Below are 16,964 nucleotides of genomic sequence, written 5' to 3'. Positions count from 1 at the left end.
CCGGCGTCAGGTTGTGATCGCCCGGGTCACGGCGGCCTGGTCCAGCCCCTTCTGGCCGATCACGACCAGCCGGGTCCGGCGTTCCTCGCCGGGCTTCCAGGCCCGGTCGAAATGCTGGCGGAACCGGGCACCGACGCCCTGGACGAGGAGCCGCATCGGCTTGCCCTCGACGTCGACGAAGCCCTTGATCCGCAGCACGTCATGGTTCTCGGCAGCCGATTTCAGCCGGTCGATCAGCGCGGCGGGATCGGCGCTCGCCGGCAGGTCGACGACGAAGCTGTCGAAGTCGTCGTGGTCGTGGTCCGGCTCGGCGTCGTGGTGGGAGGGACGGTTGGCGAGGTCGTCTTCGGCGGCCGCGGCGATGCCGAGCAGGAGCGCCGGATCGATCCGGCCCTCCTCGGTGGAGACCAGCTTGACGGCCCGCGGCAGCGCTCCGGTGATCTCGCCGGTCACCCGGGTGATCTCGGCGGCGTCGAGCAGGTCGGACTTGTTGAGCACCACGAGGTCGGCGCAGAGAAGCTGGTCCTCGTAGACCTCCTCCAGCGGGTTGTCGTGCTCCACCGAGGCATCGGCCTCTCGCTGGGCGAGCACGGCTTCCGGATCGTCGGCGAAGCGGCCGGCCGCGACGGCGGCGGCGTCCACCACGGCAATCACGCCGTCCACCGTCAGTCGGGCGCGGACCTCCGGCCAGTCGAAAGCCTTCACCAGCGGCTTGGGCAGCGCCAGCCCGCTTGTTTCCACGATGATGTGCTCCGGCCGCTTCTCGTGGGCGATGAGGGCCTCGATGGCCGGGATGAAGTCGTCGGCCACGGTGCAGCAGAGGCAGCCGTTGGCGAGTTCGACGATATTCTCCTCGGGGCAGCTCTCGATGCCGCACGAGCGCAGGATCTCGCCGTCCACGCCGACGTCGCCGAACTCGTTGACGATCAGCGCCAGGCGCCGGCCCTTGGCGTTCTCCAGCACGTGGCGAATCAGCGTCGTCTTGCCGGCTCCGAGAAAGCCGGTGACGATGGTGACGGGGATCTTGGCGAAGGCATTCATTCGGCAGCCTCGGGAAGCGGAAGGACGGGGGGAAGCCGCGCGACGACGCCGCGCTTCAAGTGTTCGGGACGCTCCCGCCAGGGGATCAGCCCGTCCGGTGCGTCGGCGTACTGGGCGGCGGCGGAGAGGATCGCGTCCGCCGCGTCGGGCGCAAAGTCGCCGTAGACGTAGGTCCATTTGCCCGGCGCGGCGAAGCCGATGGTGACCGGGCGCTTGCAAACGCTGAGGCATTCCACCGGCACGACCGCCACGGGCGAGCCGGCGGCCTCATTGCCGGCTGCCAGGGCGGCGGCAAGCGTGGCGCCGCCGCGCGGGCCGTCCGCCGGGTCGTCCTCCCGGCGGCAGGTGGTGCAGACGTAGACGGTCACGGTCATGGCGACCTCCGTCAGGCGCGGACCCGCTGCCAGAAAAAGCCGACCGAAGCGCCGACCAGCGCCCACATGACGGCATGAACGGCGAGCGAGGCCGAGGCGAAGTGGGCGGCGAGTTCGGCCGGGGCGACGCTGGCGTAGCCGTCCGGATGCGGGGCGCCGACGACATGCGGAGCGACCAGCAGCAGGACGCCGACCGGCTTGGCCCAGAACGGCTTTGCCCGGATCAGGAGATAGAGCGCCAGGGCGGTGGCGAGCACGGTCGCACCCCACCAAAGCTGGCGGTCGACCAGGTCTGCGGCAGCACTGCCGGGCAGTTCGGGCGCCAGGCCGAGTGCGGTCGCAAGCCCCGTCGAGGCGAAGCCAGCGGCGGCATAGGCCAGCGCGCGCGTGGGCGTGATCTCCTCGCCGGCCAGCAGCAGCACCGCGATCAGCACCAGCGCGAAGCCCATCACCGAGACGACGGTCGCGACCGTGGTGGAGAGGGTCCGCTCCAGGCCGTCAGCGGGCATCCAGGCGGAGCCGCCGTGCTCGTGGCCCATCGCGCCGTGGTCGTGGCCGGTTGCGGCGGGCGCAGGCTCGGTTGCAACGCCGGCCGGCGCAGCTTCGTAGGCCTCGGCCGCCATGATCAGCGGAACGGTGGTGAAGTGCTGCAGGACCGCCATCGCAAGCCCCGCCGCCAGGCCGGCCAAAAGGCCGACCAGCAATACACGCTTCAGCATGTCAGCGCGGTCAGTGACAGGGGAAGCTCATCGAATGCCGCCAGTCGTGGGCGGCATTGTGGAGCAGCTCGGGATGAGCGAAGCCGGTCGTGAAGACCAGGCCGATGCCGGCGATCAGAGCCAGCAGCGCGGCGGTCCGGACGTCGCTCTTCACCTTGACGGCGGAGGAAGCCGCAGAATTCAGCGTCGTGTTCATTTCGTCACTCCTCTCCGCCCCACCGGCGGATGCGGGTTCAACCTACGACGGCAGGTCTCCTGGCTCGCGGATCACCGCCGGACGCCGCCTTCCCGGTCTCCCGATAGACCAGTGGCATGTGGCACCCGACTTCCCGTTCACAGTTGCGGGGGCAGCTGCGGAGTAACCGATCTCCGTTTCCGAGGACCGACCGCATTCCCTTTTCACCTTCGAGGGCGAAGGACCGTCGCCCTGATGTTTGGCCGTTTGCCGCGGCGAAGTCAACGCGGAGCACAGCGACTCTTTCGGCTGACCGCCCGGCGTGCGATACCCCCGTCAGATCGCATGAGAAGGTGCCATCCCGTGTCCGAGCCAGTTCCCTCCCCCGAGGATGCCGAGCGCCATCGCGCCAAGATGGCCAAGCGCAAGGCCGTCCAGGATGCCGAGGTCGCCTCCAAGCCCATCGCGGAAAAGGGGCTGCTGATGGTCAACACAGGGCCGGGCAAGGGAAAATCGACGGCCGCCTTCGGTCTTGCCGTCCGCGCGCTCGGGCACGGCTGGAAGATCGGCGTCGTGCAGTTCGGCAAGGGCGCCTGGGAGACCGGCGAGCGGAAGATCCTGGAAAAGCTGGGCGACGTCGCGTGGTACACGCTCGGCGAGGGCTTCACCTGGGAAACGCAGGACCGCGGACGGGACGTCGCGGCGGCGGAGAAGGCGTGGTCGGTGGCGCTCGACCTGATGGCCGATCCGCAGCTTCGCCTGTTGATCCTGGACGAGCTCAACATCTCCCTGCGCTACGAACACCTGCCGCTTTCCGACGTGGTCGCCGCCCTCAAGGCCCGGCGGCCGGACCTCCATGTGGTCGTGACGGGGCGGAATGCCAAGCCGGAGCTGATCGAGGCGGCGGACCTCGTGACAGAGATGACGCTGGTGAAGCACCACTTCGCGGCCGGGGTGAAGGCGCAGCAGGGAATCGAGTTCTGATGACCCGCCGCGTGATGCTCCAGGGCACCGGTTCGGACGTCGGCAAATCGCTGCTGGTGGCCGGCCTGTGCCGGCTGTTCGCGCGGCGGGGGTTCCGCGTGCGGCCGTTCAAGCCGCAGAACATGTCGAACAACGCGGCAGCCACCGCCGACGGCGGCGAGATCGGCCGGGCGCAGGCGCTCCAGGCCCGCGCCGCCGGTGTGGCGACGTCCGTCCACATGAACCCGGTGCTCCTGAAACCGCAGAGCGAGATCGGCTCGCAGGTCGTCGTCCAGGGGCGCATGGTGGGAACCGCCAAGGCCCGCGAGTACCAGTCGTGGAAGCCGAAGCTAATGGCCTCGGTGCTCGACAGCTTCGGCCGGCTCTCGGACGAGGCCGACCTGGTGATCGTGGAGGGCGCGGGGTCGGCGGCCGAGGTGAACCTGCGGGCCGGCGACATCGCCAACATGGGGTTCGCCCGGGCGACCGAAACGCCGGTGGTGATCGTCGGCGACATCGACCGGGGCGGCGTGATCGCCAGCCTCGTCGGCACCAAGGCGGTGATGGAGGCGGAGGACGCCGCGTTGGTCCGCGGGTTTCTCGTCAATCGCTTCCGCGGCGACGCTTCGCTGTTCGCGGAGGGAATGCGGATCGTGGAGGAGCGGACCGGCTGGACGGGGCTCGGCATCGTGCCGTACTTCCCGGACGCTGGGCTGCTGCCAGCCGAAGACGCGCTCGGCCTGCGCAGCCGTGCCGACGCGGCGGCCGGGGACGCGGTTCTGATCGCCGTGCCCGTGCTGCCGCGGATCTCGAACTTCGACGATCTGGACCCGCTGCGCCAGGAGCCGGGGGTTCGCATCGACCTCGTCGAAGTGGGGCGCCCCCTGCCCCGTGCCGCGGACGTGGTGTTGCTGCCCGGCTCCAAGGCAACCATCGACGACCTCCAGGCCCTGCGTGATGCCGGGTGGGACATCGACATCGCAGCGCACGTCCGCCAGGGCGGGCGGGTGATCGGTCTTTGCGGCGGCTACCAGATGCTGGGGCGGCGGATCGAGGATCCCGAGGGCATCGAAGGCGCGCCGAGGTCCGTGCCCGGTCTCGGCCTGATCGACGTGGTGACGCGGATGGGCGGGACGAAGCGCCTGTCGCCGGTGACCGGGGTCAGCCTGCCCGACGAGACACCGTTCACCGGCTACGAGATGCACATCGGCGTCACGGAAGGTCCGGACCGCGCGCGGCCGTTCGCCCGGGTGGAGGGTGTGGAGGAAGGCGCGGTCTCAGCGGACGGACGGGTGTTCGGCACCTACTGCCACGGGCTGTTCGCTCACGACGGGCAGCGGCGGCGGCTGCTGGCCTGGATGGGCGCGCGGACAAGCGACCTCGACTACGAGACGCGGATCGACGCGGTGCTCGATCGGCTCGCCGACCATCTGGAGCGGCATGTGAACTGCGAATCGTTGCTGGCGATCAGCGAAGGGCGAGGCTGACGGCGAGCGGCAGGGCGAAGACCGCGAACAGGAGAACCAGGGAACGACGATAAAGGCGGAGCGCCCGGTCGATGTCGTCGGCCGTTGCCTCGCGCCGGCCGTCGCCCATGGTGTGGTCCTCGATCCGCGTCTCGCCGTAGACCCGCGGGCCGGCCAGGCTGAGGCCGAGCGCGCCAGCGAAGGCCGCCTCCGGCCAGCCTGCGTTCGGCGATCGATGCCTGCTCGCGTCGCGCCAAACGGCGCGGGCTGCGCCGGCGGCGGACGTTGAGGGTCCGAGCGCCGCGAGGACCACCAGCAGCGCGGTCAAACGCGAAGCGGGTAGATTGACCAGATCGTCCAACCTTGCAGACGCCCAGCCGAAGGCGTGATGGCGCTCGGTCTTGTGGCCGATCATCGAGTCGGCGGTGTTGACGGCCTTGTAGACGGCACCGCCGGGCAGGCCGAGGACCGCCGTCCAGAAGGCCGGCGCGGTGATGCCGTCGGAAAAGTTCTCGGCGAGGCTCTCGATGGCGGCTCGGCAGACGCCGGCCTCGTCGAGGTAAGCCGGGTTGCGGCCGACGATCATCGACACGGCTTCGCGTCCACCGGCGAGACCGCCGCTGCGCAGGTCGTCGCGGACGCGGGCGACGTGCTCGTGGAGGCTGCGCTGGGCGAGAAGGCTGGAGGCGACGACCGGGAGGAGGATGAATGTCCCGATCCACCCCGCGGAATTGAGCACGGCGGTGAGCGCGGCAGTGATCGCCGTTGTGGCGAGCAGCAGGACGACAAGTGCCGCAACGCCGGCAAGGCGTCGCCGTGTGAAACTGTCCGCCGGATCGTTGAGGGCGCCGTCCAACCGAGCAATCAGCGCGCCCATCCAGGTGACCGGGTGCCCGACGGCGGCGTAGAGGCGCGCTGGATATCCGACGGCGGCTTCGACGGCGAGTGCGAGGAGAAGAATGGCGAGATTTGTCTCGAAGGCCATGGTCATCGGGCGTTGGGCGGGTGCTTACTCGTCCGCTCGCACGTTTCAGGGACTTGGGCAACCGGGATCGAGGCTCGGCCTACGCAGTCGACCCGATGTCGTTCCGGGCCACCCGGTCGTGATAGACGTCGACACGAACCGCGAAAGGATCAATTGCCGCACCCGCGGAATTCGATTTCACGCAGGGCGCGGCGTCGCCTATTTTCATCCGCGGCCCGCTACGAAGGCTCGGATGGAACTGTCGCGAGGAGAAGGTCGAACAGTTCTGCTCATCGCGCGTTCATCTTGCTTGTGCAATAGATTGCCACGCCAAGAAGCCACACTATCCGGGACGCCCGGAGGAACAAAGGAAGGGTTAGCATGAAGAAGAGCTTGGTTCTCACCGCTGTGCTCATTGCCGGCTTTGCGACCGCAGCCCACGCCGCCGGCGATGCGGCCAAGGGAGAGAAGGTCTTCAAGAAGTGCCAGGCCTGCCATGCGGTTGGCGAAGGCGCCAAGAACAAGGTCGGTCCGGCGCTGAACGGCGTCGTGGGCAGCAAGATCGGCGCCCATCCGGCAGACTACCAGTTCTCCAAGGTCCTGAAGGAAATGGGCGACGCCGGCAAGGTCTGGGACGAAGCGACCCTGACCGAATGGCTGAAGAACCCCAAGGCCTTCGCGCCCGGGACGAAGATGGCCTTTGCCGGCCTCAAGAAGGACGACGAACTGGCCGACGTGATCGCCTATCTCGCCACCTTCAAGTAATCCGTCCGCAACAGCGGATCTTCGAACGCCCGGCGGTGTACCGCCGGGCGTTCGTCGTTTCAGCCGAACATCTCAGCCGTGATGCTGGCGTACCAGGCCTCGGCCTCGGCCGCCGATCGGCGATGCTCCTCCGCCGTCTCGCCGGGGGCGCTGAGGAAGCCGGAGGCGGAGGCGATCGCGCCGTCCTTGGGCGCATAGAGGGCGCCGACCTTCACGCCGTCATCGGGGCCGAGCAGGCTCCAGCAGGTGTTGAAGAAGCGCGGATCGGGTCGGGGCCAATCCAGGAGATCGGCGAGCACGTTGGCGCCCGCCACCTTGGCCTGGCTGTTCGCCGAAAAGGCCGACTTGGGCATCTCTCCGGCCGAGGCGGCGTCGCCGATGACGAAGATGTTGGCATCGAGCGCCGACCGCATCGAGGTGGCGTCGACCGGGCACCAGCCATCCTTGGCCAGGTCGGACGTGCGGGCGATGGCCCCGGCATGCTGCGGCGGTATGACGTTGACGAGGTCGGCCTTGAACGTGTCCAGGCCGGCAACGACCGACGATCCCGCAGGGTCCACCCGCTCCACGCCGCCGTGGACGCTCGGGGGCAGCCACTCCACCATGCCGGGATAGAGCTGTTCCCAGGCTTCCTGGAACAGCGCCTGCTTGGAGAACTTCTCCTTGGCGTCGAGGACCGTGATGCGGGCCTTGGTGCGACCGGTGGACTTCAGGACGTGGGCCATCAGCGACACGCGCTCGTAGGGACCGGGCGGACAGCGATAGGGATTGGCCGGCGCCAGCATGACGATCGAACCGCCGTCCTTCACGGCGTCGAGCCGGCGCTTCAGCAATTCGGTCTGCGGTCCGGCCTTCCAGGCATGGGGCATGATCTCGGACGCCGCTTCGGTATAGCCGGGCAAGGCATCGTATCGCAGGTCGATGCCCGGCGAGAGGATCAGCCGGTCGTAGGCGATCGCCGTGCCGTCATCCAGCACCACGGACCGGGCATCGCGGTCGATCCGGGACGCGCGCGCCTGCACCACGGCGATGCCCGATGCCGGAAGGCGGGCATAATCGTGGGTGATGTCCGCCATGGTGCGAAGACCGCCGATCACCCAGTTGGAGAAGAAGCAGGTGATGTAGGTGGCCGAGGGTTCGACGAGCGTGACGCGGACACGGTCGCCGGCCAGCCTGCGGATGAACCCGGCGGCCGTCGCGCCGCCGGCGCCACCGCCGACGATCACCACGTGGGGCGTCGCGGCCGCGAAGGCGGGCGCTGCGAGGGAGGCGGCCGTGGCCGTGGCGGCGGCGAGGAAGCCGCGGCGGGTGAGTGTCATGGCCGCGCTCATCGATTGGAAGCCAAGTAGGCCGCGAGTTCGCGGATGGTGCCGTCGTCCAGACCGGACGCGGCCGCGTTCATGACCGCGTTCTTGCGGGTTCCGTCCCGGTAGGCCCGCACCGCTTCCGCAATCTGCGGGGCGGCGAGACTGGTCAGTGCGGGAATGCCTTGGCCGGCGCCTTTGCCGTGGCAGGCGTGGCAGGTTTCCGCGAGATAGGCGATTGGCATGCCGTCGGCGCGCGCGGCGCCGGAAACGGTCTGGACCATCGCGACGGACAGCAGCGCTGCCCGGACGAGATGCGTGGAATGCAAGTGCCCCTCCCCTGCCGCCATTTCTGCTGGTTATCCGCTGCGGCGAGCTGAATGATACCCGAGCGCGTGTGGACAGCCAGAGGCGAGTTTCATTTAGCTCAATCGTCGACTTCGATGTGCGCTTCGGCCTCGATCACCGCTCCGCCGTCCTCGTGCCATTCGAAGCGGAACGAGCCGCTGCGGGTGACGGTGACGGTGAACTCGAAATAGGGGTTGGCCGCCATGGCCGGCTCCAGCTCGCAGGACAACACCACTTCGCCCTCGAAGCTGCACACGAAGCGGTTGAGGATCCGCCGCGCGATCCGCCCGCCGGATTGATCGGCGCGCAGACCGGATTCCATGGGATGGGAAACCAGGGTGCGGATGGTGATCCGCTCGCCCGCTCGCGCTCTTTCGGGGACCTTGATCCGGGGTTGGACTGTCATGGCTGAACCTGGAGATCGAAACCGCAGCCGCCGGTGACCACATCGACAGGCGCGTCGGCGCGGAGAACACGACCGTCCTGCGTCCGGGCGAGGACGGTGACGGTCTGCGACCGGGCGAGCCTGATCCGGAAGGCGAGGTCGAGGGGTTGGGCCATGGGGCCGAGCTCGAATGTCGCGACTCGGACGAGAGGATTCGCCGGAGCAAACACCCGCATTTGGCGAATGACCGTATCCGATTCCAGCGCCAGGACCCGCACGGGAACCGTGTAACCGCTCTCGGCAACAGGTGGGATGGTCAGACTTATCCCCCCTGAAATCTCAGGGGTTCCACCCGTGAAGAGCTCGCGTTCGGCGTCAAAGCGGCCTGAAGAGGCCCACGCTGCCAAAGGCGTCACGATAACGTTGCAGGTTGCTGCGGCGAGAAACAATCTTCGCGTACAAATCATTGATTTAATTACGTTTTCGGGCAACTCACCACGCTCCCCCTGGAATGCTGGCGAGATCGGACGGGCAATTCGGTCCGGCCCCTACTCGCGAGCGTCCGATTTCATTTTCCCGGGCAAGCGAGACTTGTAAAGGCTCCAAATGCACAGGGCGCTACATAAGCGATAAAACGCCTATGTACACATTGTCTATAGTGACATTATGATGGTCGATAAATGAATTGAATTGTCAGCATTTACACCATGGGACGAGCGTGATGATCGAGCAGACAGCAGGTTCCGAGTCATCCATGATACCTTCCGACCTTGCGGAGACGGCGCGGCGGACCAGTTCCGCCCTGCGGGCGCTGTCGCATGAGCATCGGCTCATGATCCTCGGGATTCTTGCCCGCGGCGAGCGTTCGGTGGGAGAGTTGGAGACGCTGCTGCATCTTCCCCAGCCTGCGGTGTCGCAGCAGCTTGCTCGGCTGAGACTGGACAACCTGGTGAACTGCCGCCGCGACGGGCGGACGATCTACTACAGCCTGGCCACCGAGCGAATCGCCACCATCTGCGCAGCAATGACCGAGTTGCTCACGATCGCCGCGGAGAATGCTCCTGCCGCAGGGGTGGAGGCCGTCGGTGAAGCCGCTCACGCGATCAAGAGGTTCGCCGCCGTCAGCTGAGGCGCCCAATCGATTGACCGCAACCGAAACGCTTCGGTCGCCCGAGAGGAGCAAGGCGCCGAGCGCCCTGCTCTATTTTTCCCAGATTTACTGGTTGGCGGTGTCCTGGACGGCATCGCCGGTCTCGCGCATGTCGCGACCGACGCCGCGAACGGTGTTGTCACAGGCAGCGAGCGTGAATGCAGCCACGAGAACGACGGCTACGGCTGCGAAGGTCTTGGGCATCGGCAAAGATCCTTTGAAACGGGCGTTTCGGTTCGGACATGCGGTCCGCATTGATCCGGCTTCTCACGCTTCAGCGTGAGCGCACCCGTCAAACGTCGAAAGGCGGGACCATTGTTCCCGCCTTTCGTTCAAATATCAGGATTTCCTACGGTTACATCGCCTTCGCCTTGTCGGTGACGGCGTGAGACCATGCACCTTCCGGCGCCTTGGTGATGACCGGAGCCTCTCCGCCGGCGGCGAGCAGGGTCTTCACGGTGCGCTCGTAGTCGGCGGGATCCAGGGTGCCGTCAGAGCCTTCGGTGAGCTTGTTGATCTCACCCATCATGCGGACCTGGTGCTTCTCGGTCTGCGCGCCGGTCTCGTCGTTGTCGAGGACGATCTTGGCGGCTTCCTCGGTGTTGGCGCGGGCGTAGTCCCAGCCCTTCATCGAGGCCTTCACGAACTTGGCCATCTTCTCCACGAAGGCCGGGTCCTTGAGGTTGTCCTCCAGGACGTAGAGGCCGTCCTCGAGCGTGGCGACGCCCTGGTCCTCGTACTTGAAGACGACGAGTTGGTCGGCCGGGATGCCGGCGTCGATGACCTGCCAGTACTCGTTGTAGGTCATGGTGGAGATGCAGGCGGCCTGCTTCTGGATCAGCGGGTCCACGTTGAAGCCCTGCTTCAGGACGGTGACGCCATCCGGGCTACCGTCGGTCTTGATGCCGAGCGTCGCCATCCAGGACATGAAGGGATACTCGTTGCCGAAGAACCAGACGCCGAGAGTCTTGCCCTTGAAGTCCTCCGGCTTGGTGATGCCGGTCTCCTTCAGGCAGGTCAGCATCATGCCCGAGCGCTTGAAGGGCTGGGCGATGTTGACCAGCGGCACGCCCTTCTCGCGCGAGGCGAGAGCGGAGGGCATCCAGTCGACAATCACGTCGGCGCCGCCGCCGGCGATGACCTGCGGCGGTGCGATATCCGGGCCGCCTGCCTTGATGGTGACGTCGAGACCGGCTTCGTCGTAGAAGCCCTTGGCCTTGGCGACATAGTAGCCGGCGAACTGCGCCTGGGTGACCCACTTCAACTGGATGGTGACCGGATCGGCGGCAAGGGCCTGGGAAGACCCGAGCGCCGTCAACAGGCCAAGTGCGGCGATAATCGTCTTCTTCATGTTCGTTCCCCTTCTTGTAACCGTTGCCGGCGCCAGGTCGCCCCGCGGCGGTTCGGTTTGTGCGGTCCCGGTCATGCCGGGCCGATCCACGACGTCCCCGCGGCTCAACGCCGGACGGACGGATGCCAGAATGTGACGACGCGTTCGACAAAGGCGACGGCGCCGTAGAAGAGCGACCCGGCGAGTGCGGCCACCGCGATCTCCGCCCAGACCATGTCGATCGCCATGCGACCGACTTCGGTGGAGATCCGGAAGCCCATGCCGACGATGGGCGTGCCGAAGAACTCGGCCACGATGGCGCCGATCAACGCAAGAGTGGAGTTGATCTTCAGCGCATTGAAAATGAAGGGCATGGCGGCCGGGAGCCGGAGCTTGAGGAGCTCCTGGCGATGGTCGGCAGCATAGGTGCGCATCAGATCGCGCTCCATGCGACCTGCGGCTTCCAGCCCGGCCACCGTGTTCACGAGCATCGGAAAGAAAGTCATGATCACAACGACGGCCGCCTTGGAGGGCCAGTCGAAACCAAACCACATCACCATGATGGGCGCCACGCCGACGATCGGCAGGGCCGAGACGAAGTTGCCGATCGGAAGCAGGCCACGGCGCAGGAACGGCACGCGGTCGACCAGGAGTGCGACCAGGAATCCGGAGCCGCAGCCGAGGACCCAGCCAATCAGGACCGCCTTCAGGAAGGTCTGGCGGAAGTCTGCGGCGAGGGTCGGGACCTCCGAGACCAGCTTGGCACCGATTGCGGAAGGAGCCGGCAGCAGGACAGAGGGTACGCCGAGCCCGCGGACCAGCGCCTCCCAGAGGATCAGGATCCAGATACCGAACAGGGCGGGAATGGCGATGCCGATGATGCGCGACCACGTAGGGTTCCTGGTGCGGACCGCGGCGATGCGGCCGACCGTCGCCCAGGCCAGGAGCCACGCGGCGACAAGACCGCTCCAGAAGGCGCCGAACGGGTGCGAGCCGACCTCCGGCAGTTCGGCGATGACGACCGCCCCGGCGAAATGGGAGGCGACCAGACCGGCCACGATCGCGGCCCGGTCGCCGAAGCGCATCATGGCGTAGGCGCCGAAGGCCAGCCCCACCATGGCGAGCGCGAACAGCGGCTCGGCTGCGCCGTAGGCGATGTTTGCGCCGAGCGGGCGGAAGAGCGCGATAAAGGCGCACAGGAAGGCGATGACCGGCAAGGGCGGAGTGCCGCCGCGGAGCAGTTGGCCGGTCATGCCCGCACCCCCATCCGCGCACGGACCCGCCGATCGGCCGCCTCGACGATCATGATCAGCACGGCCGCCATCAGGGCTGCGGCAACCAGCGCCGACCAGATCTGCACGGTCTGGCCGTAGTAGGAGCCGGCGAGGAGGCGCGCGCCGAGGCCGGCGACGGCGCCGGTCGGCAGTTCTCCGACGATCGCACCGACGAGCGACGCGGCGATCGCCACCTTCATGGAGGTGAACAGGAAGGGGATCGCGGCCGGCAGGCGCAGCTTCCAGAAAACCTGCGAAGGCGTGGCCGAGTAGGTCCGCATGAGGTCGAGGTGGATGATCTCCGGCGAGCGGAGGCCCGTCACCACGCCGACCGTGACCGGGAAGAAGGAGAGATAGGTGGAGATGAAGGCCTTGGGCAGCAGGCCGGTAATGCCGACCGCGTTCAGCACCACGATGATCATCGGCGCGATGGCGAGGATCGGGATCGTCTGCGAGGAGATCACCCAAGGCATCAGGCTCTTGTCCAGCGTGCGGCTGTGGACGATGAGCACCGCGAGACCGACGCCGAGCAGCGTGCCGAGGACGAAACCGACCAGCGTGGAGGAGAGCGTCACCCAGCCGTGGTAGACGAGGCTTCGCTTGGAGGTGACCGGCGTTTCGACGGTGGTCTTCCAGATCTCGGCCACGACCTGGTGAGGGGACGGCAGGACCGGGCGTTCCTGGTCCATGGTGGCGACGATCAGGTCCGTCGTGCCGTAGTCCTGGCCGGCGGTGGCGAAGAGCTGGCGCTGGAACGGCGCGTTAAGAACGGCCACCATCACGTACCAGAACACGATGATGGCCAGGACGATCACCGCGACCGGCAGGAACCGGAGCCGCAGCCAGGCCGAGAAGCCGCTGTCGGGAAGGATCTTGGCGGGAGCGGCGACGGCCTCAGTCGTCATAGCTGTGCCCTGCCCTCAAGCCCTCGCGAACACGGTGCGCGATCTTCAGGAACTCCGGCGTCTCGCGGATGTCGAGCGGACGGGGTCCGCGCGGCAGGTTGCTTTCCACGATGTCGTGGATGCGGCCCGGCCGCGGGCTCATGACGACGATCTTGGTGGAAAGGTAGACCGCCTCCGGAATCGAGTGGGTGACGAAGACGACCGTCTTCTCGGTCTTCGCCCACAGCTTCAGCAGCTGTTCGTTCAGGTGGTCGCGGACGATCTCGTCGAGTGCGCCGAAGGGCTCGTCCATGAGAAGGAGATCCGGCTCGACCGCAAGGGCGCGGGCGATCGAGGCGCGCTGTTGCATGCCGCCGGAGAGCTGCCACGGGAACTTCTTCTCGAAGCCCTGCAGGTTGACCAGTTCCATGTTGCGGCGGACGCGGGTGTCCTGCTCGGACTTGGGCAGCCCCATGATCTCCAGTGGCAGCGCCACGTTACGGGCGATCGTGCGCCAGGGATAAAGCGCGGGGGCCTGGAAGACGTAGCCGTAGGCGCGGTTCAGCCGGGCCATCTCCGGGGTCGTGCCGTTGACGGTGATGGACCCGGCGGTCTGTCGCTCCAGGTCGGCGATGACGCGCAGCAACGTGGTCTTGCCGCAGCCGGACGGCCCGATGAAGGACACGAAGTCGCCCTTGCCGATCGCCAGATCGATGTCCTTCAGCGCATGCACCGGGCCGTCGGTGGTCTCGAAGGTGAGGGACAGTTTGGAGATGTCGATGACGGACGTTCGGGACGTGGGACGCGCCTCGGTCATGGATCGTGTTTCCAGGGGGATGACTTTGGCCATATGTCGCTCGGATCGTTGCGCCTGTTCAGCCGTCTTGATGCCATGGTGCACCGGGTGCGGACCGATGCTCCCGCTCCCGGTCGGGAAAGGAATCCGCCGGCCCGCGTCGCCTTCATTTTTGCCTGACGGCTCGGCGGCGGGGACCGGTGCGAATGCCTCAGACGCCGATGGGCATGTGCTCGGGCTTGCGCTCGATCATGCGGGGCGCCGTGATCTCCTTCCAGACCGACAGCGCCTTGTTGGGCGCCGCGAAGGGCTTGCGGGCGATGAACTTGCCGCGGCCCGGACGGGGGCTGTCGTTCTTTCCGTCGGCGAAGACCACCTCGCCACGCGACAGCGTGTAGCGCGGCAGGCCGGTGACCTCGAAACCTTCGAACACATTGTAGTCGATGATCGAGCGCTGCGCCTTGGCGGAGATGGTCTTCGACTTGTTGGGATCCCAGACCACGAGGTCGGCGTCGGATCCGGGGAGGATCGCGCCCTTGCGCGGGTAGAGGTTGAGGATCTGGGCGATGTTGGTGGATGTGACGGCGACGAACTCGTTCGGGGTCAGGCGACCGGTCTTGACGCCCTTGGTCCACAGCATCGGCATCCGGTCCTCGAGCCCGCCGGTGCCGTTGGGAATGCCCGGAAAGCCCTTGACGCCCATGCGCTTCTGCTCGGTCGTGAAGGCGCAGTGGTCGGTCGCCACGACCTGCAGAGAACCGGCGGCGAGACCCGCCCAGAGGCTGTCCTGGTGGGCCTTGTTGCGGAACGGCGGGGACATGACGCGGCGGGCCGCATAGTCCCAGTCCTGGTTGAAGTACTCGGTCTCGTCGAGCGTCAGGTGCTGGATCAGCGGCTCGCCGTAGACCCGCATGCCCTTCTGGCGGGCCCGGCGGATCGCCTCGTGCGCCTGCTCACAGGAGGTGTGCACGATGTAGACCGGTACGCCGGCAGCGTCGGCGATCATAATGGCGCGGTTGGTGGCTTCGCCCTCGACCTCGGGCGGGCGCGAATAGGCGTGGCCCTCGGGGCCGGTGACGCCTTCGTCCATGTACTTCTTCTGCAACGCGGCGACGATGTCGCCGTTCTCGGCGTGGACCAACGGCAAGGCTCCAAGGGAGGCGCAGCGCTGGAACGAGGCGAACATCTCGTCGTCGTTCACCATCAGGGCGCCCTTGTAGGCCATGAAGTGCTTGAACGAGTTGATGCCGCGCTCCACCACGGTCGCCATCTCGTCGAAGATCTCCTTCGACCAGCCGGTGATGCACATGTGGTAGGAGTAGTCGGCGCAGGCCTGCCGGGTGGCCCTGCCCTCCCACTCCTCGATGGCAGCGACGAGGCCCTTGCCGGAGGGGATCACGAAGTCGACCACCATCGTGGTGCCGCCCGACAATGCGGCGTAGGTGCCGCTCTCCCAGGTCTCGGCCGCCGTGGTGCCCATGAAGGGCATCTCCAGATGCGTATGCGGATCGATGCCGCCCGGCATGATGAACGCGCCCTCGGCATCGAGGACCGTCTCGCCCGACAGGTTCTCGCCGATGGCGACGATCTTCTCGCCCTCGACCAGGACGTCGGCCTCATAGGACCGGTCGGCGGCAACGACCGTGCCGCCCTTGATCACGGTGGACATGTCCCTGACACCCTCTGTTGGCTGCCGATCATGCGTCGGCTTTATTTGACCAGATGATCGAATTTTTCAGCGGCGCGGTCAATCGGTGACCGTGCCTCTGATTTGGTCACTCCACCACTTCCGCGGTCTCCAATGCCGCATGGAGCAGCACGTCAGCACCGGCAGTGGCCCACTCGGGGTAGATCTTCTCATCCTCATTGTGGCTGAGCCCGTCGACGCAGGGGCAGAAGATCATGGCGGTGGGGGCGATGCGGTTGATCCAGCAGGCGTCATGGCCGGCGCCGGAGATGATGTCGCGGTGGGAGTATCCCAGACGATCGGCGGCGTCGCGGATGCGCGAGAGCAGCGTGGTGTCGAAGGCGACGGGGTCGAAGGCGCCGACCTCCTGGATCTCCAGGCCGAGCCCGATATCGTCAGCGATCTTCCGGGCACCGGCCTCCAGGCGGGCGGCCATGTCGGCGATCACGGCCTTGTCCGGGTGACGGAAGTCGACCGTAAAGACGACCTTGCCCTGGATGATGTTGCGGCTGTTGGGGTAGCATTCCATGTGGCCGACCGCGCCGACCGCCAGCGGGGCGTGGCTCCAGGCGATCTCGTCGACGAGTTGGACGATGCGGGCGGCGCCGAGGCCGGCGTTGACGCGCATCGGCATCGGCGTGGAACCGGTGTGGGCCTCCCGGCCCGTCAGGGTCACCTGCAGCCACTTAAGGCCCTGGCCATGGGTGACGACGCCGATGTCCTTGCCCTCCTGCTCCAGGATAGGGCCCTGCTCGATGTGCAGTTCCAGGAGAGCATGCAGCTTGCGCCGGCCCACCGGTTCGTCGCCTTCGAAGCCGATCCGCTTCAACTCCTCGCCAACCGACTTTCCGTCCTTGTCGGTGCGCGCCTTGGCCCATTCTTCCGAATGGATGCCGGCGAAGACGCCGGAGGCGAGCATGGCGGGAGCGAAGCGGGTCCCCTCCTCGTTGGTCCAGTTCACCACCTCGATCGGGCGGCGTGTCTTGATGCCGAGATCGTTGAGCGAGCGCACCACCTCGAGGGCGCCGAGCACACCGAGCACGCCGTCATAACGGCCGCCTGTCGGCTGCGTGTCAAGATGCGAGCCCATCATCACCGGCTCGAGCGTGGAATCGGTTCCCTCCCGGCGGGCGAACATGTTGCCCATGCTGTCCACCGCCACCGTCATTCCAGCCGCCTCGCACCAGCGCTGGAAGAGAAGGCGGCCTTCGCGGTCGCTGTCGGTGAGCGTCTGCCGGTTGTTGCCGCCGCGCACGCCAGGACCGATCTCCGCCATCTCCTGGAGCGAGTCCCAGAGGCGCTGGCCATTGATGCGGAGGTTGTCGGTCGGAAGAGGCAT

The 16,964-nt window shown here is 67.0% G+C and carries 20 protein-coding genes and 1 riboswitch; of the genes, 4 read left to right on the top strand and 16 right to left on the bottom strand.

Going from position 1 to position 16,964, the window contains the following annotated elements:
• Positions 1–6: 6 nt before the first annotated feature.
• From cobW to HZ321_RS20085, 4 genes are read right to left on the bottom strand one after another with little or no spacing between them, the layout of a single operon-like run.
• Positions 7–1,041 carry a cobalamin biosynthesis protein CobW gene (gene cobW / locus HZ321_RS20100; RefSeq protein WP_181704195.1) on the bottom strand — a complete coding sequence of 345 codons (1,035 nt, stop codon included), beginning with the start codon at positions 1,039–1,041 and terminating at the stop codon, positions 7–9.
• Complete coding sequence (locus tag HZ321_RS20095) at positions 1,038–1,415, bottom strand: DUF1636 family protein (RefSeq protein ID WP_181704194.1); 378 nt, start codon at positions 1,413–1,415, stop codon at positions 1,038–1,040. Before HZ321_RS20095 ends, cobW begins: the two co-directional genes overlap by 4 nt.
• Positions 1,416–1,426: 11 nt before the next feature.
• Positions 1,427–2,134 (bottom strand): CbtA family protein, encoded by a 708-nt coding sequence (locus tag HZ321_RS20090; RefSeq protein WP_181704193.1) that lies wholly within the window; start codon positions 2,132–2,134, stop codon positions 1,427–1,429.
• Positions 2,135–2,144: 10 nt separating this feature from the next.
• Positions 2,145–2,330, bottom strand: a complete 186-nt coding sequence (locus HZ321_RS20085) for a CbtB domain-containing protein (RefSeq protein ID WP_181704192.1) — start codon at positions 2,328–2,330, stop codon at positions 2,145–2,147.
• A 32-nt stretch (positions 2,331–2,362) separates the two neighbouring features.
• Positions 2,363–2,573, bottom strand: a riboswitch (cobalamin riboswitch).
• Positions 2,574–2,672: 99 nt separating this feature from the next.
• Between HZ321_RS20085 and cobO the strand changes: the two genes are divergently transcribed.
• Both cobO and HZ321_RS20075 read left to right on the top strand, forming a co-directional pair.
• Complete coding sequence (gene cobO, locus HZ321_RS20080) at positions 2,673–3,293, top strand: cob(I)yrinic acid a,c-diamide adenosyltransferase (protein WP_342343888.1); 621 nt, start codon at positions 2,673–2,675, stop codon at positions 3,291–3,293.
• The gene (locus tag HZ321_RS20075; protein ID WP_181704190.1) at positions 3,293–4,759 is read left to right on the top strand and encodes a cobyric acid synthase; all 1,467 of its coding nucleotides are present in this window, start codon (positions 3,293–3,295) and stop codon (positions 4,757–4,759) included. Before cobO ends, HZ321_RS20075 begins: the two co-directional genes overlap by 1 nt.
• Here the strand turns inward: HZ321_RS20075 and cbiB are convergent.
• Positions 4,740–5,729 (bottom strand): adenosylcobinamide-phosphate synthase CbiB, encoded by a 990-nt coding sequence (gene cbiB, locus HZ321_RS20070; RefSeq protein ID WP_181704189.1) that lies wholly within the window; start codon positions 5,727–5,729, stop codon positions 4,740–4,742. The genes HZ321_RS20075 and cbiB overlap by 20 nt on opposite strands.
• Positions 5,730–6,083: 354 nt before the next feature.
• Between cbiB and HZ321_RS20065 the strand changes: the two genes are divergently transcribed.
• Positions 6,084–6,467: a c-type cytochrome gene (locus HZ321_RS20065; protein WP_181704188.1), complete on the top strand. Its 384-nt coding sequence runs from the start codon at positions 6,084–6,086 to the stop codon at positions 6,465–6,467.
• Positions 6,468–6,526: 59 nt separating this feature from the next.
• Here the strand turns inward: HZ321_RS20065 and HZ321_RS20060 are convergent, their stop codons facing one another.
• From HZ321_RS20060 to HZ321_RS20045, 4 genes are all read right to left on the bottom strand, one after another.
• Positions 6,527–7,786 (bottom strand): NAD(P)/FAD-dependent oxidoreductase, encoded by a 1,260-nt coding sequence (locus tag HZ321_RS20060; RefSeq protein WP_181704187.1) that lies wholly within the window; start codon positions 7,784–7,786, stop codon positions 6,527–6,529.
• A gap of 8 nt (positions 7,787–7,794) precedes the next feature.
• Complete coding sequence (locus HZ321_RS20055) at positions 7,795–8,100, bottom strand: c-type cytochrome (protein WP_181704186.1); 306 nt, start codon at positions 8,098–8,100, stop codon at positions 7,795–7,797.
• Between the two features lie 98 nt (positions 8,101–8,198).
• Complete coding sequence (soxZ, locus tag HZ321_RS20050) at positions 8,199–8,525, bottom strand: thiosulfate oxidation carrier complex protein SoxZ (protein WP_181704185.1); 327 nt, start codon at positions 8,523–8,525, stop codon at positions 8,199–8,201.
• Complete coding sequence (locus HZ321_RS20045; protein WP_244636070.1) at positions 8,522–8,971, bottom strand: thiosulfate oxidation carrier protein SoxY; 450 nt, start codon at positions 8,969–8,971, stop codon at positions 8,522–8,524. The genes soxZ and HZ321_RS20045 overlap by 4 nt, the downstream gene beginning before the upstream one ends.
• A gap of 254 nt (positions 8,972–9,225) precedes the next feature.
• Here HZ321_RS20045 and HZ321_RS20040 point away from each other — a divergent pair, with 254 nt between their 5' ends.
• Positions 9,226–9,633, top strand: a complete 408-nt coding sequence (locus HZ321_RS20040; RefSeq protein WP_181704183.1) for an ArsR/SmtB family transcription factor — start codon at positions 9,226–9,228, stop codon at positions 9,631–9,633.
• Positions 9,634–9,720: 87 nt separating this feature from the next.
• Here the strand turns inward: HZ321_RS20040 and HZ321_RS20035 are convergent, their stop codons facing one another.
• The 7 genes from HZ321_RS20035 to HZ321_RS20005 all read right to left on the bottom strand — a co-directional run bounded on the left by HZ321_RS20035 (position 9,721) and on the right by HZ321_RS20005 (position 16,964).
• Positions 9,721–9,858 (bottom strand): entericidin A/B family lipoprotein, encoded by a 138-nt coding sequence (locus HZ321_RS20035; protein WP_181704182.1) that lies wholly within the window; start codon positions 9,856–9,858, stop codon positions 9,721–9,723.
• 151 nt (positions 9,859–10,009) lie between these two features.
• Positions 10,010–11,005, bottom strand: a complete 996-nt coding sequence (locus tag HZ321_RS20030) for an ABC transporter substrate-binding protein (RefSeq protein WP_181704181.1) — start codon at positions 11,003–11,005, stop codon at positions 10,010–10,012.
• A 104-nt stretch (positions 11,006–11,109) separates the two neighbouring features.
• Positions 11,110–12,237: an ABC transporter permease gene (locus HZ321_RS20025; RefSeq protein ID WP_181704180.1), complete on the bottom strand. Its 1,128-nt coding sequence runs from the start codon at positions 12,235–12,237 to the stop codon at positions 11,110–11,112.
• Positions 12,234–13,163 carry an ABC transporter permease gene (locus HZ321_RS20020; RefSeq protein WP_181704179.1) on the bottom strand — a complete coding sequence of 310 codons (930 nt, stop codon included), beginning with the start codon at positions 13,161–13,163 and terminating at the stop codon, positions 12,234–12,236. The genes HZ321_RS20025 and HZ321_RS20020 overlap by 4 nt, the downstream gene beginning before the upstream one ends.
• On the bottom strand, positions 13,153–13,959 hold the full coding sequence (locus HZ321_RS20015; RefSeq protein ID WP_206682813.1) for an ABC transporter ATP-binding protein: 807 nt from the start codon (positions 13,957–13,959) through the stop codon (positions 13,153–13,155). Before HZ321_RS20015 ends, HZ321_RS20020 begins: the two co-directional genes overlap by 11 nt.
• Before the next feature lie 190 nt (positions 13,960–14,149).
• A complete protein-coding gene (hydA, locus tag HZ321_RS20010) occupies positions 14,150–15,607 on the bottom strand; it encodes a dihydropyrimidinase (protein ID WP_181704177.1) in 1,458 nt (485 codons plus the stop codon).
• A 106-nt stretch (positions 15,608–15,713) separates the two neighbouring features.
• Positions 15,714–16,964 (bottom strand): Zn-dependent hydrolase, encoded by a 1,251-nt coding sequence (locus HZ321_RS20005; protein ID WP_181704176.1) that lies wholly within the window; start codon positions 16,962–16,964, stop codon positions 15,714–15,716.

Source organism: Chthonobacter albigriseus (genome assembly GCF_013839445.1).
In the GTDB taxonomy this organism is placed as follows: Bacteria; Pseudomonadota; Alphaproteobacteria; order Rhizobiales; family Pleomorphomonadaceae; genus Chthonobacter; species Chthonobacter albigriseus.
The sequence above is the reverse complement of the archived record's forward strand: the minus strand, read 5'-3'. Positions and strand labels throughout refer to the sequence as shown.